At 31.2% G+C, this 19,783-nt stretch carries 25 protein-coding genes; 1 reads left to right on the forward strand and 24 read right to left on the reverse strand.

Translation table 11 applies throughout. The features are described 5' to 3' along the window. Window positions 1–54: 54 nt before the first annotated feature. From EV144_RS20505 to EV144_RS20595, 19 genes are all read right to left on the reverse strand, one after another. Window positions 55–516 (reverse strand): phage holin family protein, encoded by a 462-nt coding sequence (locus EV144_RS20505; protein ID WP_134151019.1) that lies wholly within the window; start codon window positions 514–516, stop codon window positions 55–57. Window positions 517–803: 287 nt separating this feature from the next. After that, complete coding sequence (locus EV144_RS20510; protein ID WP_134151020.1) at window positions 804–3,347, reverse strand: fibronectin type III domain-containing protein; 2,544 nt, start codon at window positions 3,345–3,347, stop codon at window positions 804–806. Window positions 3,348–3,399: 52 nt separating this feature from the next. Next, the gene (locus EV144_RS20515) at window positions 3,400–4,002 is read right to left on the reverse strand and encodes a hypothetical protein (protein WP_134151021.1); all 603 of its coding nucleotides are present in this window, start codon (window positions 4,000–4,002) and stop codon (window positions 3,400–3,402) included. 15 nt (window positions 4,003–4,017) lie between these two features. Then, window positions 4,018–5,061, reverse strand: coding sequence for a hypothetical protein (locus tag EV144_RS20520; RefSeq protein ID WP_134151022.1), 1,044 nt, complete (start codon window positions 5,059–5,061; stop codon window positions 4,018–4,020). Between the two features lie 192 nt (window positions 5,062–5,253). Further along, window positions 5,254–5,556, reverse strand: coding sequence for a hypothetical protein (locus tag EV144_RS20525; RefSeq protein WP_134151023.1), 303 nt, complete (start codon window positions 5,554–5,556; stop codon window positions 5,254–5,256). Beyond that, complete coding sequence (locus EV144_RS20530) at window positions 5,543–5,845, reverse strand: hypothetical protein (RefSeq protein WP_134151024.1); 303 nt, start codon at window positions 5,843–5,845, stop codon at window positions 5,543–5,545. Before EV144_RS20530 ends, EV144_RS20525 begins: the two co-directional genes overlap by 14 nt. 234 nt (window positions 5,846–6,079) lie before the next feature. Further along, window positions 6,080–6,412 (reverse strand): hypothetical protein, encoded by a 333-nt coding sequence (locus EV144_RS20535; RefSeq protein ID WP_134151025.1) that lies wholly within the window; start codon window positions 6,410–6,412, stop codon window positions 6,080–6,082. A gap of 7 nt (window positions 6,413–6,419) precedes the next feature. Then, window positions 6,420–6,890, reverse strand: a complete 471-nt coding sequence (locus EV144_RS20540; RefSeq protein WP_134151026.1) for a hypothetical protein — start codon at window positions 6,888–6,890, stop codon at window positions 6,420–6,422. A 1-nt stretch (window position 6,891) separates the two neighbouring features. After that, window positions 6,892–7,374, reverse strand: coding sequence for a M15 family metallopeptidase (locus EV144_RS20545; RefSeq protein ID WP_134151027.1), 483 nt, complete (start codon window positions 7,372–7,374; stop codon window positions 6,892–6,894). Window positions 7,375–7,758: 384 nt separating this feature from the next. Beyond that, window positions 7,759–8,559: a hypothetical protein gene (locus EV144_RS20550; RefSeq protein ID WP_134151028.1), complete on the reverse strand. Its 801-nt coding sequence runs from the start codon at window positions 8,557–8,559 to the stop codon at window positions 7,759–7,761. Further along, window positions 8,556–8,891 (reverse strand): immunity protein YezG family protein, encoded by a 336-nt coding sequence (locus tag EV144_RS20555; protein WP_134151029.1) that lies wholly within the window; start codon window positions 8,889–8,891, stop codon window positions 8,556–8,558. Before EV144_RS20555 ends, EV144_RS20550 begins: the two co-directional genes overlap by 4 nt. A 9-nt stretch (window positions 8,892–8,900) precedes the next feature. After that, window positions 8,901–9,212 (reverse strand): hypothetical protein, encoded by a 312-nt coding sequence (locus tag EV144_RS20560; RefSeq protein ID WP_134151030.1) that lies wholly within the window; start codon window positions 9,210–9,212, stop codon window positions 8,901–8,903. 453 nt (window positions 9,213–9,665) lie between these two features. Then, entirely contained in the window at window positions 9,666–10,337 is a 672-nt protein-coding gene (locus tag EV144_RS20565) for a hypothetical protein (RefSeq protein WP_134151031.1), read from the reverse strand. Between the two features lie 4 nt (window positions 10,338–10,341). Beyond that, complete coding sequence (locus EV144_RS20570; RefSeq protein ID WP_134151032.1) at window positions 10,342–11,508, reverse strand: hypothetical protein; 1,167 nt, start codon at window positions 11,506–11,508, stop codon at window positions 10,342–10,344. Between the two features lie 42 nt (window positions 11,509–11,550). Beyond that, a complete protein-coding gene (locus EV144_RS20575; RefSeq protein ID WP_134151033.1) occupies window positions 11,551–11,895 on the reverse strand; it encodes a hypothetical protein in 345 nt (114 codons plus the stop codon). A gap of 251 nt (window positions 11,896–12,146) precedes the next feature. Then, window positions 12,147–12,572, reverse strand: coding sequence for a hypothetical protein (locus tag EV144_RS20580; protein ID WP_134151034.1), 426 nt, complete (start codon window positions 12,570–12,572; stop codon window positions 12,147–12,149). A gap of 110 nt (window positions 12,573–12,682) precedes the next feature. Beyond that, complete coding sequence (locus EV144_RS20585; RefSeq protein WP_134151035.1) at window positions 12,683–14,002, reverse strand: DUF2586 domain-containing protein; 1,320 nt, start codon at window positions 14,000–14,002, stop codon at window positions 12,683–12,685. A gap of 306 nt (window positions 14,003–14,308) precedes the next feature. Beyond that, window positions 14,309–14,488 (reverse strand): hypothetical protein, encoded by a 180-nt coding sequence (locus EV144_RS20590; RefSeq protein WP_134151036.1) that lies wholly within the window; start codon window positions 14,486–14,488, stop codon window positions 14,309–14,311. 94 nt (window positions 14,489–14,582) lie between these two features. After that, window positions 14,583–15,191: a hypothetical protein gene (locus EV144_RS20595; protein ID WP_243854721.1), complete on the reverse strand. Its 609-nt coding sequence runs from the start codon at window positions 15,189–15,191 to the stop codon at window positions 14,583–14,585. Window positions 15,192–15,441: 250 nt separating this feature from the next. Here EV144_RS20595 and EV144_RS20600 point away from each other — a divergent pair, with 250 nt between their 5' ends. Continuing rightward, on the forward strand, window positions 15,442–16,242 hold the full coding sequence (locus EV144_RS20600; RefSeq protein ID WP_134151037.1) for an XRE family transcriptional regulator: 801 nt from the start codon (window positions 15,442–15,444) through the stop codon (window positions 16,240–16,242). A 65-nt stretch (window positions 16,243–16,307) separates the two neighbouring features. Here EV144_RS20600 and EV144_RS20605 read toward each other — a convergent pair whose 3' ends face one another. From EV144_RS20605 to EV144_RS20625, 5 genes are read right to left on the reverse strand one after another with little or no spacing between them, the layout of a single operon-like run. Then, window positions 16,308–16,523 carry a hypothetical protein gene (locus tag EV144_RS20605; protein WP_134151038.1) on the reverse strand — a complete coding sequence of 72 codons (216 nt, stop codon included), beginning with the start codon at window positions 16,521–16,523 and terminating at the stop codon, window positions 16,308–16,310. A gap of 9 nt (window positions 16,524–16,532) precedes the next feature. Beyond that, window positions 16,533–17,387 (reverse strand): hypothetical protein, encoded by an 855-nt coding sequence (locus EV144_RS20610; RefSeq protein WP_134151039.1) that lies wholly within the window; start codon window positions 17,385–17,387, stop codon window positions 16,533–16,535. Between the two features lie 10 nt (window positions 17,388–17,397). Then, window positions 17,398–18,699 (reverse strand): hypothetical protein, encoded by a 1,302-nt coding sequence (locus tag EV144_RS20615; RefSeq protein ID WP_134151040.1) that lies wholly within the window; start codon window positions 18,697–18,699, stop codon window positions 17,398–17,400. After that, a complete protein-coding gene (locus EV144_RS20620) occupies window positions 18,692–19,249 on the reverse strand; it encodes a DUF6046 domain-containing protein (RefSeq protein ID WP_134151041.1) in 558 nt (185 codons plus the stop codon). The genes EV144_RS20615 and EV144_RS20620 overlap by 8 nt, the downstream gene beginning before the upstream one ends. A gap of 15 nt (window positions 19,250–19,264) precedes the next feature. After that, entirely contained in the window at window positions 19,265–19,735 is a 471-nt protein-coding gene (locus EV144_RS20625) for a hypothetical protein (protein ID WP_134151042.1), read from the reverse strand. Window positions 19,736–19,783 lie beyond the last annotated feature (48 nt).

Below are 19,783 nucleotides of genomic sequence, written 5' to 3' on the forward strand. Positions count from 1 at the left end.
TTCAAAAGAAAAAGGAAGCAGTTTAATCTGGCGGTATTTAATGATAATTATTGTTTATAGATGAAATTTAGGGTCTATTGTAGTTAAAAGTTTTTTGAATAATTGTATTAAGGCATTTCGCATAGACTTTAGTATCAGAGTCATTGCATCAAAATTTTCGACTTCTTTTTTAGTTTTAATTGCAATAATATTGCTGATTATTGAAATTCCGTCGCTAACAATAAGTAAATCCATTACAACAGTTACAAACCATTTAAAGTTGTAATTAAGTCCCTTGCTCATTAATGCCAAAGCCGTTGGTATTAGCAATACGGCTAGCTTAGATACAAATCCTAATGCAAGCTTTTTAAAGCTGAAAGGATTATTTATTACTATGGTTTTGATAATGCCTAAAAAAGTATCCATTATCATTAAATAAAATAATACTTTAACAATTTCGGCATCCATTTCTAAGTAAATAAAAATTCCATAAAGCAATAGTTTTAGTTCATTTAAATATTCGGAGATTTTAGGCATAATAATTTTTTTAGTGTTGTGGCATTTGCTTCTAGTTATAATCAAAATCAATTATTTCTAATATATTTTCGCTAATATTGATGTTCAAACTAAGGTTTCTTAAATAGTTTAAAAAATCTTTCTATTTTATAATGGCATAAACAAAACAAGAAGGGCAGATGCCTAAAGAACAAATCGATACAAATAAAAAACGGGTCCATTCAATATAATGATTTTGGCAAAAAATCTTTTGGGGTTTATGCCCCAAAAGATTTTATAAATTGTTATTTTAATTTTTTATTGTGCAGTTAATGTTGCTCTGCAGGTTTGCTGTTATGTGCAACAATTCCCGAAATAATATAATTATCTACATCTTCAACATCTAAAAGGATTACTTCCAGCGGTTCTTCTTTAAATAAGATAGATTCTATAGCTTTTATTTTTCCAGTTTTATCAATCAAAAACATATTTAAATCTACATTTTTTGCAGACAACCATTGCACATTTTCACCATCTTGAGTAACTAATAAAGGATGTTCTCCCGTAACTTTGATCGTGGTATCGACTGTTTCAATTTGGAAGTAATTTGGCTGTACGCTTGCTCTTTTGTTTACAACAGTAACCTCAGCTTTAACGCCTTCGCTTAATTTCCCATTCCACAAGAAATAATCTCCAACAGACTCGTCAATTTCATTTGGGAATGAAAATCCTTGAAGCTTGTCTCCAATTTCAATATTCTTCAATTTTTTCGATTGTCCCGATACCATCGTTACCAAAGATTCAACATCGAAACATCCATTTCCGCCGCCACCTCCTGGTGGTACATCTGTAATTTCTGTAACTATTTCAGTAAAATCAGATACATTTCCAGCAACATCTCTAGATCTTAATTTGTAGGAGTATACTGTGTCATAGGATAAAAGACTGTCAGAATAAGAGTTTCCAGTAGTTGTAATTTTTGGCACAAAAGTTCCAGCGTTTGAACTTTTCCATAACTCATAATAAATATCGCCTTCTCTATTATCTGTTGCACTATTCCATTGAAGATCTATTTGGTTTGCGCTTGCTAAATAACTGGTTAAATTAGTCGGCACTGTAGGTGCGATTGTATCCGTTATTAATGTTGTTGCGTCTACAATGTTGCTATTTACAGATAAGTTTCCTGCCACATCTCTTGCTACAACATGAAAACTATAAGATGTTCCAGGGCTTAATCCTGGAACAGTATAAGAATGAATGTATCCTAATGTAATTGGTTCTAAACCAGTTGCGTAAACAATATAATTTGTAACACCACGATTATCACTTGATTCGGTCCAGTTTAAAGTTACACTTACATTACCAATACTTGAGGCTGTTAAACTTGGCGTCGTTGGTGCTGTTGTATCTTTAGGTTGTCCTGTATATACAATAAATTGAACTACTTTGTATGGATTTAGAATTGGGAAAGATTTTCCGCCACCTGTACTACCTGTATTTTCATCTTGGAAATTTCCTGCTGCCTCACCACCTGAACCATCATTAGAACCACTCTGTACATACGCTCTAAAGCCATGAGTATGAGCAGGTATCTCGTTAATGTCTAATTTTTTACTCATTCGTCCTCCCTCGGATCCTATATTTTCAAAAGGAAACACTGCGGAGCCATAAATGTCTCTATAATAGCTAAAACCATTACCACCATCTCCATCTAGGGCATCACTTTTTTCTTCTGAAGTAAAAGTCTGAACTCCTACAGGCATTCTACCTTTCAACGGAGTATATTCTTCCCAACCATCAGGAATTGGATCTGTTGTCCCCCAAATCGCAATCATTCCAAGTGGTACAGCTGTTGTTATTGCAGATTTACTTTCTAAATCTGTAATACGTTTAAGTAACGAACTAATTGTTGTATCAGTTTTAATAACTTGATCGAAATCGCCTAGTGCCAGAATACGACCATATGAAGATGAAGAATTTAAATTATCTATATGATTCAATTGGTCCATATATACTTTTCCTCCAATATAAGTGTATTCCCAATCAGGACCATAGTTGAATGTAAGACTTGTTTCGGTATTTGTACTGCTATCTACAAAAGCTCTTCCTGAAGGATTTTCCGGATGCAATAATCCTCTTCTACTTCTAGATCCAAAATTAAATTCGATTGTTCTTACACACGAAGCAAAAGATTCAAGCGTGTCTAGTTTTGATAAATGGTATTCTCCTATATTCAAATCTCCTTCCATCGCTTTAAAGCCTTTAAGAGGTAGATAGGATTTCATATCATTCTCAATCGTACCGATATTATTTTCAATGGTAGTAATATTCCCTTTGATTGTATTTATTTTGGCTTCGACTGCATCAATATTAGATTGAATTTCTTGTAAAATTTCATCAATAGTCTGGATATCTAAAACAGTTTCAAAAGTTGACAAATCATAATAATAGATAGCCAGATCATCATTACTTTGCGAATATCCAGCGTTATTATAATATTCTTGTGAGCTTATATATGAAGCTTCATAATCAAAATATGCTGTTTCAGATGTTCCAGTTCCGTATATTAAATTTGTCCCTGTTCTGATCGTTTTTAAGTAACCAGTTGGGGCATTTTTTTGAATAGGATATAAAATACCCTCAAGTATTTGTGCTCCTTCAGGATCTTTTTGATCTTTTTCATATTGATGTATAATGGCCCACCCTTTAGTTTCAGTTGATGCTGGTGCGATAATATAATTTTTATTTGTCTCGATGCTCAGATGGCCTTTTAGAGCTTCGTATAATTCAGACCTGTAGGCTGTTTGAAGTTTTTCTAAAGTTTCTTGCTCGAGAGGAAAACCTCCTGCATGATTAAAATTTACTTGTTTCATTTTTATTTATTTAAATGTCTGTTGTTTTATGAGATTATTTTAAGACTTCTGGCTAATAGGAATAACTTTCGTAACTTTTTCCGGCTAGTTTATAGAAGTTAAGCAGGTTGTGGAATTCAATGTTTGCTACTTTTATAGCTGCTGTACTTGATCCAGATTCGTTGATGACAATTGATCCGTTTTTTATTAAAATTTCAGGTATAAAAATTCTAAAATTGGCATAAGCTAATGTTGTATAATCTTTGCGATGTGCCAGATAAACGGGTTTGTTGTTTTTGTTTTGATATTCTTCATTAGTGAATATTTTCAATAACGGAATCATTAAAGTCCCGTCGGGATCATAATATTCTTTATGCAGATACACATATTGTAAAGTTGGTTTGACAGATTCGTCGATATAAATTAACTGATCTAATCGTTTTTGTTCTATGCTTGCATTTGGGTTGTAATTTTTGGTTGGATTGAAAGTTTCATTCAGTATTTTCTCCAAATAAATTACCTGACCAGTATGCTGCATTTTATAAAGAGTATCTTCATAAATGGAACGAATGGGTGAGAGTAAAACATTGAGCCAATTCGCATGAGTTTTTTTCCTGAGAATGGGAGGGATGAGCCATAATAATAGCTTTTCCCACTTTAAAGTAGTGTATTTCATTGTTTATATATTAGACTATTGTTTATCTCTGTAAAATGTGTAAGGAATATAATTGACCTCAACTTCCAGAGTATCCATATCAAAATAGCCTGCTTTTGGAATGAAATATTCTATTTTAGTCACATCAGTAAGCGAGAGATTGGGTTGATCATTTGGATTTGTTGCAGCAGCAGTTTGAACGGTTGCTAAAATTGGAATTTTAACTCCTTGCGCTTTCTGAACTGCATCAACCAAGAATGTTTTGACAAAAGCACCATTAAACTCAATGTTTTTCAAATGATCTTTAAGAGCGTCAATTACTGGATATATTTCACTATCTGAGATTAATGAGCCATTTAAAGGGTCGAAGTAGTAACTGTCAAATGTTGTAATCTCATTTTGAGCTGAAATTCTTGATTGATAATATTCAATATCTTTTGGATTGATATAAATGCTCAAAGGATCGATATAAACATTTAAAGTTAGTTTTAGAATATCTCCCTGATCAGAAGTTATGTAAACTTGATTTCCGGCATCTTTAATTTTGGCGATATATTCTTTAAAGGCATAAAGTTCATTAGGAACATCAATTCTTGAGATTTTTTCATCTTTTACGGTGGCAACTTTTATAAAAACGACACCAACTTTATTATGAAAATAGTCTGAGAAAATTTCTTCAGGTTTAAGACCTGGTTTGAGCACTGTTTCTAAATCAATTTCACTTACAGCGCAATGTTTGATTATTTTAGCATCTTCAATTTCTGATTCCGAAAGGCCTTCAGTGTCAAATTGGTACAAACCGTCTTTCCAGACTAGCGACATTGCGTTACTGGAATCTGGATCTAAAGGCATTCCGTAATGAAAATTTAAAGCCTGCTCTCTGTACCAGTTCAAAGTGTGAGGTCTCGATATCAAAGCATTTTTTTCTACTATTTTTTCGTGAATCCAAATAGCAGTCGCAACAATATTGATCCAAAGTTTCCAAATGGCAGTCTTTGAATCTGTTAAGCCTCCTAAGGAAGGTTGTTTCTCTTTTTCAAGCAGAATTTCATTCTGTATTTCAGCAATTGTACGTGCCATATTTTAATTTTTTAATATAGTTTAGCCTGTAAGACATGTGTAATATGCTTATAGATAATTGTTTATGTTTTTTATGGATACTACTAAGATGTAGTTTTTAGAAATTTTTAAAAGAGCAGTTTTTAAATATAGAATTCCTGTCTCTTAACTGTTAAGGCTGGTGTTTCGAGTAATTTTAGTAAGAGGTTTTTATTAATAAATAATAAAATCATCTTCAATAATCATATAATCAATTCCAGAGAAAGTGTCCAATAAATATTCCTCTTCTTCAGTAAGTGCAGTTGCAGGTTTTAGATTTCTGGAATTGTAATATTCGACAATATCCTTTTTAAAGGCTTCTCGACCAATTTTTAAATCCTGATATACAGAAATATCTTCAGTAATGTTAAACTTATCATTGTCTTCTAAAAGGTCGAATACCTTTTCTATACTGCCATATTCTTGCAAAGAAATATCAAGAATATTTTGATTGTCTTGTGGTTTAATAGCTCCCATCGATTTTAATGTTTTGTAAATCGTTGACATCAAGTGTTTTTACATAAAAGTTGTCATACGATAATTGTTTATCTATTTCGTTTTCTAATCTTAGCCTGGACGTCGCATCCGGGCTGTTAATGTATTTTTTAATTCCTACTCCAAGTATTGGAAACTCTTTATAGCTCCCTTTTTGACTTAGCAGTAAATGTTCAATATTTTGTTGATCTGCTTCTTTCAGTGCAAAATCTCCATTTCCGGCAAAATCCTGTACAATTAACAAGTCTTCATCTAGGACAAAATCTTTCATATATTGTTATTATTTATTGTATTTGTTAGTAAATTTTGGTTTTAATTATTCACTGGATTTGCGCGCTGTACCCAAAGAATTTTGTTTTATTTGATACTGTAAAATTAAGCTATGCTTTCTCCTTTACCAAGATTTTGAGGAGGAGTAATCTGTAGTTTCAGTAAATTGATTTTTTATTTTAAACTACTGAAAAACAATGACTTGTTGTGATTTTGGGTTTTTTATATAAGGTTTTTAGACACTAGGAATAACCAATTCGACAATAAACTTAAAAATGGTTTTTATAATGTTATTTTTAAGAGTATTCAATCTGATTTTTGAGATTCCGGTGGTTTGCAAAGCTTGTAAAACGACCAAATCCAACTGACTTTTTAAAAGCCATTCCAGTTCTTCTTCTGTAAGAGCAGCGTTGGAGAAAAGCAAAATCCAGCGCTCGAGTTTTTCCTTAGAAGTTTCAAAAAAAGTGTCTAAGTCTTTTTCTAATTCAGGTTTTACATCTTTATAATTATTAGTTATAATAGTTTTTAATTTGCTTTTTAACTCTTTCAATAATTGATCGCTGTCCATGGTTTTTTTATTTATTAAAGTTGATTAAATCTAAAAGTGCATCTTTTGATTCTGTGTCTTTTTTAATTTCATATTGAATAAGCAAATCCAAAGCATCTGTAATCTGTTTTTTTGATTCTCCCAAAAATGTTGGAGACAAAGTTGTTTTGGTTTCCCAGCGTTTAAAGAATCCCGACAACGAGTTTTTTTCTTTATCACTTAGAATTTTCCACATTGCAAAAGTGATTTCGTTATTGGGTTTGTTTTTTTCATATTCAACCAATTTTTCGACATTCAGCAATAAAACTTCAACTTCTTTTTTGTTAGAAACGTAAGGTGTTGAAGCTTTATCTATCAAATTGATTGTTTCTATTTTTATCTCCGTTGTTTTTTGATAAGAATATTGATCGAATAAGGCTGTTCTAGTCGAGGTGCATGAAGTAATTGAGAGAGAAATTACAATTAAAAATGGGAGAAGTTTTGATTTTACGTATTTCATTTTATTTGTATAAGATTACATAGTTTTTTTTGTCACGTTTTAGCTTGCTGAGTACTTTCCAATCAGCATATCCTTTTTTATCGAAGTGCGGAAGATCTTTAAAATTTTTCCAGTCTCCGCCCCAATTCCAGTTGTATTTGGCGAAAACTTTAACGCATTCCTGCCAATCTGAAATTTGATCGCCATCCCAATCTTTTGCAGTATCCCATGAAGCCGTTTTTCCGTCAATAATGAGGCAGATGTCTACAGCAAAACCATAATTGTGAATCGATTGTCCACCTTTTGCATTCGTTATTTTTTTTCCTGGTTTTGTTCTTCCAAAAGCATAAAGGTCTTCCTGTTCCTGAAAAGTTCTGAGCCCTTGCGTAATGCGTACTTTCGCTCTTCCGGTTAAGGCAAGATCGCATTCCTCGATAATTTTGGCGACTTCTTCCCTGACCGAAGGATGAAGTAGATCGATGTGTTTTTTTGTTGTTTGATCCATATTTGTGAGTATTTATAATTTAAAATTTGAAGCATAAAAAGCCTTTCCCAATTGTTTGAAAACAATTACGGTATTCATTGAGGGATAAGATTAATTGTGTTTTGAAAATTATTTACATCCAAAAAATAGTTTGTAAATAATTTTTAGAAAAGTTCTTTTTTGCCTGAATTCGGATAAAAGCAATTGTTTTAAGAACACTGTAAAAATACGCCGAAATAGCGTGTTTGAAAAATTAAAACTCTTTATAAGTCAGTAGTTTCAGTATGATTTTTTGAGGTTTTTCTGATTTTGTTTGTGATTTAAAACCAAGATGAGGTATAAAAAAAACACCCGTTTTTCTACTTTAGAAAAACGGGTGTTGTTGTAGTAAAAAGAAAGTTTTTTTTAATTTTTATCAGCTTTAGGAAAATCATTAATGTCTAAACCATCCATAGAGCTTTTTCCGTTAATGATAATTTCGCGGCCTCCAAATTTATTTAAAAAGCCTAATTCATTTGGTTTGCCATAATCAGATTCAACCTCGTAAAATGGTGTGATTTCCATTCCTACAATATTGTTGTCTTCAAATAATTGTTTTGATTTTTCTGAAATAATAAAGTATGGAGCTAAATAAATCCAATCTAATTCTTGATTAATATACATCGATTTATCATATGGAAAAATATCTTCATCTAGTAAACCCAATAGATGTTCTGTTGATTTTATTTCACCCTCTTCGTATTGCAAAAAAATATCAGTAACAAGATTTAATGCATAAAAACTAGATTTACTGTAGTCTCTATAAGAACTCATAGCCGATTTTATCTGTAAAATATAATAAGGCAAATCAATGCCTTTCTCTATATTCAAGATAATAGGATAGAATTTATGTTCTGGCAACTCAAGTTGTTCCAGTAGTTTTTTAAGCTTTGAAGAAACAGTAAAGAATTGAAGCGATTTTTTTTGGTTCGGTTTAATAATAAGAGGATCGTTATAAAAATCAATAGCCTCATATAAAAAATCAGAATTCATTTTTTTCTCATGAACATCTCTTGCTAGCCTAAACTGTAACTTATTTATTATATCTGTAAAATCTTCATCTTCCTTATAATTATGTCCGGAAAAAGGCAAATTATCTGATGGATCTATAGATTGAGTTCTGTTCATATAGGTTCCGAAGCCTGCTTTTAATGTATATAATTTCATTCTTTTGATAAACGCTCCAATTCGTCAAACAATTCTTGATCCCAAATAAATTCTAAATTCATTTTTCCGTCAGAAGAAAGTTTGAATTCTATTCTATTCCATCGGTTATTGCCTCCTTCTGTTGTTATCTCATGAAGTTCTTTCACTGTTTTATAAATACTATAGCCACCGGTATATTCAGAATTTTTTTCATCGCCATCAATAAAATAATTTAGAGAAAAACCACCTGATTTACCAGTATATTTTATATCCAGAATTGCATAGTCCCAGTTTTCTTCTATTGAATCAACAATACTCTGTCCTATCGCTTGATAAATTTCTTCAATTTTCATTTTATAAAATTAATAAGAACCATCAACCTCAATATATCCTGCTTTTTTACTTATATAAAGCAATTCTAATGTTTCTGCATCAAAATAAGCAAAGCAAAGCATTCCTTCAAATAATGAAATAATTTCACCATTTTTATCATAAGTTATATTGTCTTCAGTATTGAAAGAGATAATGTAAACTTCTTTTTCGGTTTTTCCATCTCTTAGTTCTCGTAATTCTTTATCTCGACATCTAAAACCAATATCTTTGTCATATGAAATTACATTTGTTTCTTCTAACCAATTTTTTAATTTTTCAGTTAATTGTTCTTTAGGATTCATGATTATTTTATTGTGCTTATTTCTTTTGGTAACTTAATAGAATTTAATTTTCATAAATTTTCTTTCTTATAAAATATGCACCCATATAAAAATTGCGAGCAATAGATTGTAGGAAAACAAGCTATTATAATTTTTATGTAAAATATTTCTCTTTTCATGAGCATGTAAATTATTGCAATTGCAGAAAATATTAGACTAAAGGAGAATGAAGAAAAAATTAATAAACCTCTTAAACGTCGCTCTAATATATATTCGGGAATATATCATATCGCTATATAAATTATAAAAAAAACTATTACGAAAAAAATTAATCGATTTACTCTTGATTGCATGTTTTTTATTTTATACAGTTTTTTATATTATGTTCTTCTAACTTCTCTTTTAATTTTTGAGGGATTGATATATTACTGTTATAATAATCTTTTTCGATATGGGTAGTTGTTTAATGAGAAATTATTTTAATTTTTTCACTTTAAATTCAATTGAAGAAGGGCAGTCTTTAAATGCAACAAAATAATATTCGTTTGTAACTCTTTTTATATAAGAAGATTTTTCAAAATAGTCATTATGCGTACATTTTTGTTTATCAGTAAATGATTTTGGGATATCAACCCATGTTTTTGCTTTTGTCTTTACATCATAAATGAAGTTTTTATATTCATTATTTTCATCTGTGTATAAAATCAATTCATTTTTTAAGTCGAAATCGCCTTTAATACCTGTTAAAACTTCATTGCCAGTTTCTTTATCATACAGCCAAAAATAAGATTTGCTTGTTCCTCCTCCGTTGCTATGTAAAGCAAAATAATTTTGAAAATCAATTCCTTCATAATATAGACGATAATTTGCAATAAAAGTTTCTGCTAATAAATAGGTTTTATCTTTTTTGTCATTAATCAATCTAAAATTAATTACTTTTTTGTTTTTATCTAATGCAGGAAAAATAATTAATTTATAGTTTTTTTTAAGATAAGCAGTCTGTGGTTTTATCGTATCTCCTTTTTCATCAACAAAAATGGTATCTATTGATTTTTCTGTATTTTTTTCTTTGTTAGAAGATTTACTATTATCCATTTTACAACTGATAAAGCAAATCAATAGAATTATTAAAGTAATATTTTTCATTTTTTTACAATTTGTGATCCATAAAATATTCCCATGCATACCCTTTATTATTTGGATGCTCTTTATAAGGCTTCCAAAATATATGTCTTCCTACAACTGCTGTTGCTTTGTTAAGAGTTCTTCCTTCATTGTATTTGCCTGTACCTGTTGTTTTGTAATAATCTAAATTTTTTACTTCTTTTGAATCAACCGCAACATCCCAAGTACTATTTTTCTCTTCTCCAAAATCAAAAATATTATAGTAATAGTTTTTTGTTGAAGTATTTTTCTCTTCTTCAAAAGGTATGGTAGCTAAAGCTTGTTCTTTAGTTTTATCTCTGTCGTGACCTTTTCCATCTTTTCCCTTTGGATGTCTGTTAAGTCTTGGAACTCCTTTACTGTCTAGTTTATATTCGCTATTGGTAACAAATTTTAACCACAATTCTCTAGTTATACTTATTCCGCCATCTTTTTTTGCTTTATTGTGAGCAATTCCTTTATCTGCAAAATCGATTCCGTCCCATAATATTCCTTCTTCTGAGTAATCTTTTTTTCCTTGTAAAACATGAATTAGCCCTTTTCGTGCATTATTGGAAAAATTATCATTTTCAGAATCTTCTAACATTTTTTTTGATGTCGCAGTTGAGTAACCTGTAGAAAGCAGTTTTTTGGCAAGCTCACCTTGTTGTTTTATTGATAACTCATCTCCTTTCTCAAATTTAACAGCATTAAATGTTGCTTGAGTAGTTGCTGCTGCACTTTCGAAACTACTTGAATCTTCTGCTTTTATTACTCCAGCAATATAACAAAAAATTTCATGGGTTATGTCTAATTTGATTGCATTAAAAAATGTGCCTTTTTCGTTCCCTTTTTTGTCACAAACATAAACGTCATTACTATTTCCTTTATTATTTGCAATATTTATTTTCCCTTCAAACTTTCCATTTTTATTATAATAATAGCCATTTGCATTCGAGTTCGAATCAACAAATTTAGAATTGTCAAAATCAGTACTCTTTAGTGTTTCAGAAAATTGTTTAATATCATTTTGTTTAAGATATTGCTCCATTTCCCTTGCATTCCTATCATCGTCAATCTGCTGACGCCAAACGCCAAGCATAATTTGTCTAAAGCGCGCCATTTCGGCTTCGCTCGTGTCTTGTAGTAATATGTTGTGGTTTTTAACAATCATGATGGTAGGGTTTTGCAGGAGGATTTTAAAATATGTTGATAATTATAGTATTTCGACTTTTACGGGTTTTGGTTGAATATGGTCTGAAAATGCTGTCGTGATATTAAGGCGCAAATCGTCTTCTTGTTCAATTTTGCCGTCACCGCCGAGATAACAGTTTTTGAATAATACTTCGAGAGCTTTGAATTCGTCCATTTTAGAAGCTTGCAATACCGCAGAACGAATGCTCATGTCAGGTTTTTTGAAATAAGCAAAAAGAGTCGTTTGGTCGTCATCTTCAATCGTAAGTTTGACTACTTTTTTGTGCTTATATTTCCATTGATTTAATTGTGCTTGCGTAATATCTCCGTCAAGAATATCAGCGGTTTTTGTACTTGTTTTTTCCATTTTAAAACGTAATTATTTGTTTTGAAAAATAGGCTGCTTGAGATATTTTTCAGAACGAAAATGCTCGAAGCAGCCTTTGAAGTGGGTAATAAACTGTCTAAAACGGATTCATAAAGAGCTGTTTAAATAATATGCTGGCAGAAATTATGTTGCTTTGGAACTTCTTTTCTGCATAACGCTGTAAGATTGGTTTTCTCTTTTGAATCGGTTTTTCAGACAGGAATATTAAGGTTTAAGAGGTAACGTGTCGATTAATTCCACTCAACATGAGAACAGATCAAGTCAAAAGAAACCGCAATTTTTGTATCTCCCTGGCTGATTCCTCTGCTGTTAGAGTTAAATTCACAGTTTCTTACCGTGTGCGTGATTACTTCGTTGCTGTCATCTAAGTAACTCACAATGATGCTGAACGGATTAATATCTTGTAATCTTTGTCCTTTTGGCAAAGCGGCTAAAATCGCTTCTACCTCGTAGTTGTATAAAGTAAGTGAAGCTTTTGCTTCATATTTTCCTCTTCCTCTATGAACAGGCATGTCGCCAGCTCCGTAGTGATTTTCTTTAGATACAGAGTCACTGTAATTTACAGCTGTAATTCCGGTAACGATGTTACCTGCGATACTTACTTCAATAGATGACCAGCTGTGTTGTTGTCCGTTAATTAAGGGTAATTTATTCATATATAGAATGATTTGTTTTTTAATAATTGAAATAACTTTCCAAGGCTATCATCTTTTATGAAATAATGATAGCGCTATGTTTTTTATGAAATGTGAGGATGGAAGAAAAATTATGCCTTGTCGATTCCAAAAGGATTTTTGAATCCTAAATCGACAGTAATTTTACGAGCCGTTCCAATTGGAGTAATTTCTGCTTTTACTTTTAATTCTGAAGTTGCCAAAATATTTTGTTTAGGATCTACATATACATCAAATGCAGATACTTCCTGATTAGCAACCATTCCTTCTAAAGCAGATCTGCATAAGCCTTCGAAACTTTTTGAAACTGATTGTGGCAATTTACCATCAATATCAACTAAAACTGGAGACGCTAATTTTGGTAATAATGCTGTACGCAACAAACGAGTTGCTTTATTAATTGTACGGTTGTTCTCAACATAAGCAAAGTCAGATGTACCAGTAGTACAAGTAGAGCTGTCGTTAAAATAAACTCCTGCTAAACCAGTGTGAGTTCTTGCAAAAATGTATCTTTTTTCGTTTAGCTCGCTTAACGTTCCTAGAGTTTTGATTTCTTCTCCGCCTATAAAACCAGCTTTTGCAAAACCTTCACCAGTCAAGTTGAATTTTTCGATCCAGGCAATGTTCTCAGATACTTTTGCTTTAGAAATAGCTCCTAATGCTAATCCTACAGCAGCTGTATTTTTGTATGAATCTCTGAAAACGAATTCAAGAGTATCTCCATTTTCTTTTTTTAAGCCTTCAGCATTTTTTACGTTATAAATACCCGGAGAGTTTTGTACAGGAACTAATTCTTCATTAAAAGCCAAAGTATAAAGTTTTTTTGTTCCTTCTTGAAATAATTTTTGTTCAAAGGCTTTTTCAACATCCATAGCCACAACTACGGATACATTTTCAGCACTTAATCCGGCTAAAGAAACAGCATCATCAGCATTAAAACCTTTTCCTTCCAGAATAACTTCAAAAGGCATGTAATCTGTATAAGCTAAGGCAGCTTGCTGTTGTGCTTTTTGTGCTGCATCTTGTGTGTCTTCAAAGGTTGTTACTCCAGAAAAGATGATTGCCATTTGACGAATGTTTCCGTTTGTTTTTTCCTGCATATCTTTTGCTTTCGCGGCAATAGCTTCATAAGAATTTGCTTCTGCTTTCATAATATACAAGTCTCCTGACGGATTCATTCTGAAGAATTGTTGAATTTGATAATAAGCCGATTGTCCTTCTACATCATAATCTGCTTTGATTCCTAAAGCTTCAGCATCTTCTAAGGAGGCCAAACGTTCTACTTTGTCAGTTGCAAATTTTTCAGTTGAAGCTCCATCAAAAAGTAATCCTGAAACCATGTCTTGTTCCGGATTTCTTCTTCCTAATCCGCCTGATAGTTTGTTAATTACTACATCGTTTAATGTACTCATAATATAAAATGTTTAATTGTTTAAAAATTTGTTTTTGGTTTAATTCGTTCAAAAAAGAGCAAAAGAAGGGCTGTAACAAGTTGTTAAACTTGTCATTTTAATTGTTTATTTTTTGAAATGGTATTCGTAAGCTGGAATCCAAAAAAGTAGAATCTCTATTCTTGGATGATTTATAAAAACTGATTTTTTAATTGAATTTTATTCTTGGCCAAGAAATAAATTTGTTTTTGATATCGAGTACAAATTTAAGGTTCAAGGTTGCTTTTTCCAATTTTTTTGATTGTCAAAACCAGTAGTTTCAGTCTATTATGCTCTGGCTTCAGTAGCGAGACCTTCGTTTATAATGGTGTAAATAGTGCGTTCTGTTAAGAACAAAGTATCAGAAAGTTCTGAGACTACAACTTTCATTTGTTTAGCTTGATTTCTATTTAGATAATTAATAACATAATCTCTTCTTTTGTCTAATAGTGTTCTGCTTCTTCTCATTTGTGGTATTTATAGGAGGGTTAATTTTTTAATTTGTTTTTGGTTTTTGTAAGCTTTTGATAATTTGATAAAATGCTTACCTGCTAATAGAACGTTAGATATTAGAATTTAAATCTACCGAACCTTCAACTTGATTAGGGTTAATTTCGATTATTCCAGTAGCCAAGTCATATCCAAGTTCTTCTAATTCTTCATTGCTTAATCCATTGTTAAAAAGGATATATTTCTTTTTTAATATATTTTCAATTAATGTCGTTTTGTATGTGATCTCCCAAATGAAATAATCATTTTTATTCCAGTAGGTATGTTCATTTGTACATTGTTTTTCTCTTATCTTAAATGTTGAATAATTATCTAATAGTGTATTAGTATTGGTATTAGATAATACAGCTTTGTCAATACGATGCGCGATGTCGAATGCGTTTGCATAACTTGTTGAAGAAATTGTATCAACAGGCAATACGATATAAAGACAAAATGATACATCTGCCTTGTAATTTTTTTCAGAAGAAGTTTCCCAGTTTACGACATCATATTTAAACATTACTATTGGTGTTTCAATAGAAGTTTTAAAAATAGCATCACTATAAAGATGAACTGCAGGTGCATCAGAAGGGAATCCCGTTTCGATGGCATTTTTTTTCTCGTTATAAAAGCCTTTTAAAATCATATGTTGGATTATTTTTCTACAAATATACAACATATGTTTTAATATATGCAACATATTACGATTAAAAATGCAATAGTTTCAGTAATATGATTTAACTATTTGAATGTGAAACAGTACGATAATTCAGATTTTTAAGAAATATTTATATCTGAAAATCAATTAATTGTAAAATAAATTAAAGAAAATGAGATTATTTCCCATATATTCTGTAGCTTTGCAACATATACTTGAAGCTAAGCTTTAAGTAAAACATATTACATAACGAAACAGCCAGAGTTGCAACATGGAAATACACGATAAAATAAAACGCATTATAGACGAAATGAAGTTAAATAATAACTCATTCGCAAAGTTAATCGGAGTTACAAGCACAACAATAGATAGTATTACCATTGGAAGACTGCAGGCAGATGGTGAACGTAAAAGAACCAAACCAGGTTTTGATCTTCTCCAAAGTATTATTAAACATTGTAATATTAATCCAGAATATTTTTTTGGAGAGAGCGAAGATATTTTTGCAAATAAAACAAGTAATGCAGTCACACTTCATATTCCTAAAGTTATAACTGTAAATGAAGATGGAGATGAAAATATTAATTTTGTTGGAGTAAAAGCAAGAGCTGGTTATTTAGACGGATATGCAGATCCGGAATATATGGAAAGTCTTCCTTCTTTTAGTATGCCAATGCTTAAAAACGGAACTTACAGATGTTTTGAAATTAAAGGAAACTCAATGTCAACAACCATTCACGACGGCGATTATCTTTTTGGAAAATATGTTGATAATTTTGATGATATCCTTGACGGAAGAATTTATGTAATTGTCAGTAAAAATGATGGAGTAGTGGTAAAAAGGGTTTTAAACAGAATTAGAGAGAGCGGTAAATTAATCCTGAAATCCGATAATCGAGACGGAAATTACCCAATGTATTCTATTTATGCCGAAGATATTCTCGAAGTTTGGTACGCTAGTATGTACGCTTCTCGCCAAATGCCCGATCCAGTGAATATTTATGAAAAACTTCATGCGCTTGAAAGTAAATATTATGAGCTGGAAGAGAGTTTGAAAAAGAAACTAAATTAATTTTATAAATAAAAAGACCTCTTACAGTAAAATGTAAGAGGTCTTTTAAAATTAACTAATTAGAATTATGAAATTGAACCGGTTCCAGTTCCAGTTTGTGCCGATGCACTTCCGGTTGTTGTTACTGTAGTGGTAACAGTTCCAGATTTTACAAATGCTTCGATAGCTGTTGCCAGTTTTGAGGCAATGTTATCAATCGAAGAGTCATTCTGTACTTTAGATTTCTCTTCCAATAAAAGAGATTTTATTGCCAATTCTAAACTTGTTTTATTTAGAGCCATAATTGTTTTTTATTTCAGAAGTTCGGTTAGTTTTCCTTTTATAATATTAAGCTGAGGTAAATTGATTGGTGGTCCAGATGGCCCCATAGGTGTTGTCACGGTAATTTTTCCTATTTCTTCAATCAGTTCTTCTAATTTTGATTTTAGACTTTTTCCTCCAACATCTATTTTGAATTTATCATCCATTTCAAAAGTTAAATTTCCTTTTACAAATGAAGTTTTGGAATCTGAAATTGTTGCTTCGAAACCATCTTTGATAGTTATTTTGGCTTCTTTATCTTTTAGGTTAAAAGTGGTATTTCCTTCATTAATGCTAATTTTCTGCTCTTTAATATTAAAGCTGCTTTTAGAAATTTCAGTGCCATTTTCATCATAAAAAGAAGTGCTGATATTTGAATCTGATGTATCACCTTTAAATTCGAATTGCGCAATGTTTTTGTATGTCGGAGTTGATGAAGCATTATTTCCTTCTTTTGATTTGAACAGCATTTGACATTTATTTACATCAGTATTTATTTCTAAATAACGATTTTGTTCATCTTTGAAGCGAATAAAAGTACATTCGATTTCAGAAAACTGCGAAATAAACGCTCTTGTTTCGACTCCGTCAATAATTGAAGCCAAAACCCAGCTGTCTTTTTTAGGAATGGTAATAATTCCTTGTTCCAAATCCAAAATAGAAGCTTTCAATCTTACATTCTTAATAATGGCGCCATCTGCTCGCATGATGTTTACTGTATAAGCATCTTCAGGATTATGAAGTGATTCTGTCTCATTATTTATTTCGATGACTTTTGCCGCAAAAGTTTCGATAATTTGATTTCTGGCGGCAACGTCTTTTATTAGATCTGTTATATTTCCCATTTTTCTATATTTATATTGCTTCTACTCTTCGTCCTATATAAATTCGTTGTCGATAGCCATTTTCACCAAAACTTCGCTCTACTTTTTCCACTTGAAATGTTCCGTTTTTTTCTTTATCCTTTGCATTTTCAAGAATTACCTGATCAGTTGGCCGTACAAACGGTTCGCCAAAAGTTAAAAAAGAGCCTTCAAATCCGCTTGGCTTAGATTCCATTGCTCTTAAGGCTCCATATTGATACAATTCTGAAGCTGTTTGTGTTGTGGCTTTTTTGAAAGCAACAGGATCTTTTGGCAATTCATCTGTATCGCTGTGCAATACATGAGTTTTTGTCAATTGCCCGTTTGGATCTCCTAATTCGATATAAATTGGAGTGTTTGAGTTTTTAAAGTATTTTTCTATACGAATACGTGTATTTTTGGTAGATTCATTAACTACAGTTAATTTATCTTCTATAATATTATAACGAAACCGAAAACGCACTTTACCTGAAAAGCGATCAGAAACTGATTGAGTTGCTTTATTTAATTGAGAACTTAAAAGACTAAGTCCCTGATTGATTAATTTTTTTACAAGTGCTCCCGCTAACGGACTTTTGATAAAATTTCTGGTTATAAAACCGCCTAATTCATTAGCAGTATGATTTTGCGGGTTATTAGTAATTGTAAGTACAGGACCAGTTGTTTCGGTTTTAAAATAGGTATAAATTCCTTTATCTTTCAACATCTCAAAAACTTGTGCCAAGCTTTGATTTCTCTTAATCATTATATTACCCAAGTCTTCATTAAGAGCATTTACTTTAAAAGGTAATTTTAGTTCTTTGATTCTTTTTTCAAAAAAAGTTTTAGGATTAAAATTATCAATATTTGTTGTTGGGTTTGTTGCAACAATATTCATCGTATCATTTGGATTTTGAACATTGGCATCTTTTACTGCTTTTACTTTTTTAAAAGCATACATCGTGTCTTCACAAGTTATTGTGGCAGTTATATCAGAATTAACGCCCGTAATGTAACCTCTAAAGGCAGGTTTATAATCGCCATCATATCCTAAGAATATTTCGATGTAATTTTCCAATTTAAAAAAATCATGAATTGTAATCTCATTGCCAGTTGCATTTGCAAATAAGTTTTGATCAAATCCTTTGGTATTTGTATACACTTTTTTGGGCATTACAATAGTAGCTGTATCCGTAAGAGATTTGTACGAACTGCTTATGTCTACATTTTTTACATAGGTAAACTCGTAAAATTTGGGAGTTGGAATAAGTTTTATCGTTTCGTAAACTCTAATTTTAGCATTTAGTTTAAGCATTGTCTTTAATTATTAGTTCAACAGTTTCGTCTGATGTGGCGCTGGCAGTAAACTTTTGAATATTTTTTGTTCCAGAAATAGAAGGAATAGAATAAGAATCTATTACCAGTTCATAAATACCAAATCGATTTAAAATTGCATGTGTTACTCTTAAAGAATACGGAGCATTTAAGAATTGTTTCAATAGAAAAAGTTTTTCTTTTGGATATTCATCTCCGGTTTCATTAGCAATCAGGCCTTCTATCGAAATGCTAAAATCACCATTTGTAATATGTTCTTTAATTGTAGAATCTCTTCCTTCGACTCCTTCTTTTTTTATGACTTTTGAACGATTTAAGTTTACAGTAACAGCATCTATCCTCAAACTAGGAAGATTAAGGTCATTTTTTGTTAGGGGTTCGAAAATTAAAGGAGCAAAGACTCTCAAATTAAATTCACCTCCTGTTTTATCTATAATAAAATCTTTAGATTCCGATTCGTTATAGTTGATTCCGGAGTATTCTATTTCTTTAGTGTCTAAAATTTCGTTTACATTAAAATTGAATTTCATAATGATTTATTTTTTTTAATTTGAAAAGGTTTTGGCAAAAGCTGTCATAAGCGTATTTTCCATTCTGGTTTCATTGTGTTTCTGGAGCCAAAGCGCTTCTTCGAGTAATTTGTAAAATTCATTCATTGATAAATTATAAGGATCGACTTGAAAAGCATATCTTATAAGAGCCGCCGATTTTTTGAATTCATCTTTTTGTGGAGTAGCATCAATTGCAAATTCACTGTCTTTTTTTATTAATGTTACAAGCGAGTTCCCTGCAGAAAGCATAAATTCGTCATCATAATTTTTCTGATCAAGTACGCATTCTTTGAATAAAAATAAGATCGCTTCGTGCGGATCATTTTTGTATAAATTTTGATAGTTTAAGAATGTATTAAAAGAAGGTTTTTTACAATAAGCAGCAGTTAATTGGTCAGCTGAGGTAAGTTTTAATACGGTACCATATTTTTCTTTTAGGTTTTGTAAATCTATTTCGTTTGTCATTTTTTAGTTTTAGAGATTTTGTCTTTTAGTTTAATGCAGAATTGATTT

Source organism: Flavobacterium sp. 270 (assembly GCF_004368785.1).
GTDB lineage: Bacteria > Bacteroidota > Bacteroidia > Flavobacteriales > Flavobacteriaceae > Flavobacterium.

What these genes read in the sequence shown, in the direction of transcription:
- EV144_RS20570 (WP_134151032.1), bottom strand. Translation starts at nt 11,508, where the DNA reads ATGATTGTTAAAAACCACAACATATTACTACAAGACACGAGCGAAGCC.
- EV144_RS20605 (WP_134151038.1), bottom strand. Translation starts at nt 16,523, where the DNA reads ATGGCTCTAAATAAAACAAGTTTAGAATTGGCAATAAAATCTCTTTTA.
- EV144_RS20535 (WP_134151025.1), bottom strand. Translation starts at nt 6,412, where the DNA reads ATGGACAGCGATCAATTATTGAAAGAGTTAAAAAGCAAATTAAAAACT.
- EV144_RS20585 (WP_134151035.1), bottom strand. Translation starts at nt 14,002, where the DNA reads ATGAGTACATTAAACGATGTAGTAATTAACAAACTATCAGGCGGATTA.
- EV144_RS20510 (WP_134151020.1), bottom strand. Translation starts at nt 3,347, where the DNA reads ATGAAACAAGTAAATTTTAATCATGCAGGAGGTTTTCCTCTCGAGCAA.
- EV144_RS20555 (WP_134151029.1), bottom strand. Translation starts at nt 8,891, where the DNA reads ATGAAAATTGAAGAAATTTATCAAGCGATAGGACAGAGTATTGTTGAT.
- EV144_RS20550 (WP_134151028.1), bottom strand. Translation starts at nt 8,559, where the DNA reads ATGAAATTATATACATTAAAAGCAGGCTTCGGAACCTATATGAACAGA.
- EV144_RS20580 (WP_134151034.1), bottom strand. Translation starts at nt 12,572, where the DNA reads ATGAATAAATTACCCTTAATTAACGGACAACAACACAGCTGGTCATCT.
- EV144_RS20525 (WP_134151023.1), bottom strand. Translation starts at nt 5,556, where the DNA reads ATGGGAGCTATTAAACCACAAGACAATCAAAATATTCTTGATATTTCT.
- EV144_RS20610 (WP_134151039.1), bottom strand. Translation starts at nt 17,387, where the DNA reads ATGGGAAATATAACAGATCTAATAAAAGACGTTGCCGCCAGAAATCAA.
- EV144_RS20520 (WP_134151022.1), bottom strand. Translation starts at nt 5,061, where the DNA reads ATGGCACGTACAATTGCTGAAATACAGAATGAAATTCTGCTTGAAAAA.
- EV144_RS20625 (WP_134151042.1), bottom strand. Translation starts at nt 19,735, where the DNA reads ATGACAAACGAAATAGATTTACAAAACCTAAAAGAAAAATATGGTACC.
- EV144_RS20505 (WP_134151019.1), bottom strand. Translation starts at nt 516, where the DNA reads ATGCCTAAAATCTCCGAATATTTAAATGAACTAAAACTATTGCTTTAT.
- EV144_RS20620 (WP_134151041.1), bottom strand. Translation starts at nt 19,249, where the DNA reads ATGAAATTCAATTTTAATGTAAACGAAATTTTAGACACTAAAGAAATA.
- EV144_RS20540 (WP_134151026.1), bottom strand. Translation starts at nt 6,890, where the DNA reads ATGAAATACGTAAAATCAAAACTTCTCCCATTTTTAATTGTAATTTCT.
- EV144_RS20565 (WP_134151031.1), bottom strand. Translation starts at nt 10,337, where the DNA reads ATGAAAAATATTACTTTAATAATTCTATTGATTTGCTTTATCAGTTGT.
- EV144_RS20575 (WP_134151033.1), bottom strand. Translation starts at nt 11,895, where the DNA reads ATGGAAAAAACAAGTACAAAAACCGCTGATATTCTTGACGGAGATATT.
- EV144_RS20615 (WP_134151040.1), bottom strand. Translation starts at nt 18,699, where the DNA reads ATGCTTAAACTAAATGCTAAAATTAGAGTTTACGAAACGATAAAACTT.
- EV144_RS20530 (WP_134151024.1), bottom strand. Translation starts at nt 5,845, where the DNA reads ATGAAAGATTTTGTCCTAGATGAAGACTTGTTAATTGTACAGGATTTT.
- EV144_RS20545 (WP_134151027.1), bottom strand. Translation starts at nt 7,374, where the DNA reads ATGGATCAAACAACAAAAAAACACATCGATCTACTTCATCCTTCGGTC.
- EV144_RS20595 (WP_243854721.1), bottom strand. Translation starts at nt 15,191, where the DNA reads ATGTTGTATATTTGTAGAAAAATAATCCAACATATGATTTTAAAAGGC.
- EV144_RS20600 (WP_134151037.1), top strand. Translation starts at nt 15,442, where the DNA reads ATGGAAATACACGATAAAATAAAACGCATTATAGACGAAATGAAGTTA.
- EV144_RS20560 (WP_134151030.1), bottom strand. Translation starts at nt 9,212, where the DNA reads ATGAATCCTAAAGAACAATTAACTGAAAAATTAAAAAATTGGTTAGAA.
- EV144_RS20515 (WP_134151021.1), bottom strand. Translation starts at nt 4,002, where the DNA reads ATGAAATACACTACTTTAAAGTGGGAAAAGCTATTATTATGGCTCATC.
- EV144_RS20590 (WP_134151036.1), bottom strand. Translation starts at nt 14,488, where the DNA reads ATGAGAAGAAGCAGAACACTATTAGACAAAAGAAGAGATTATGTTATT.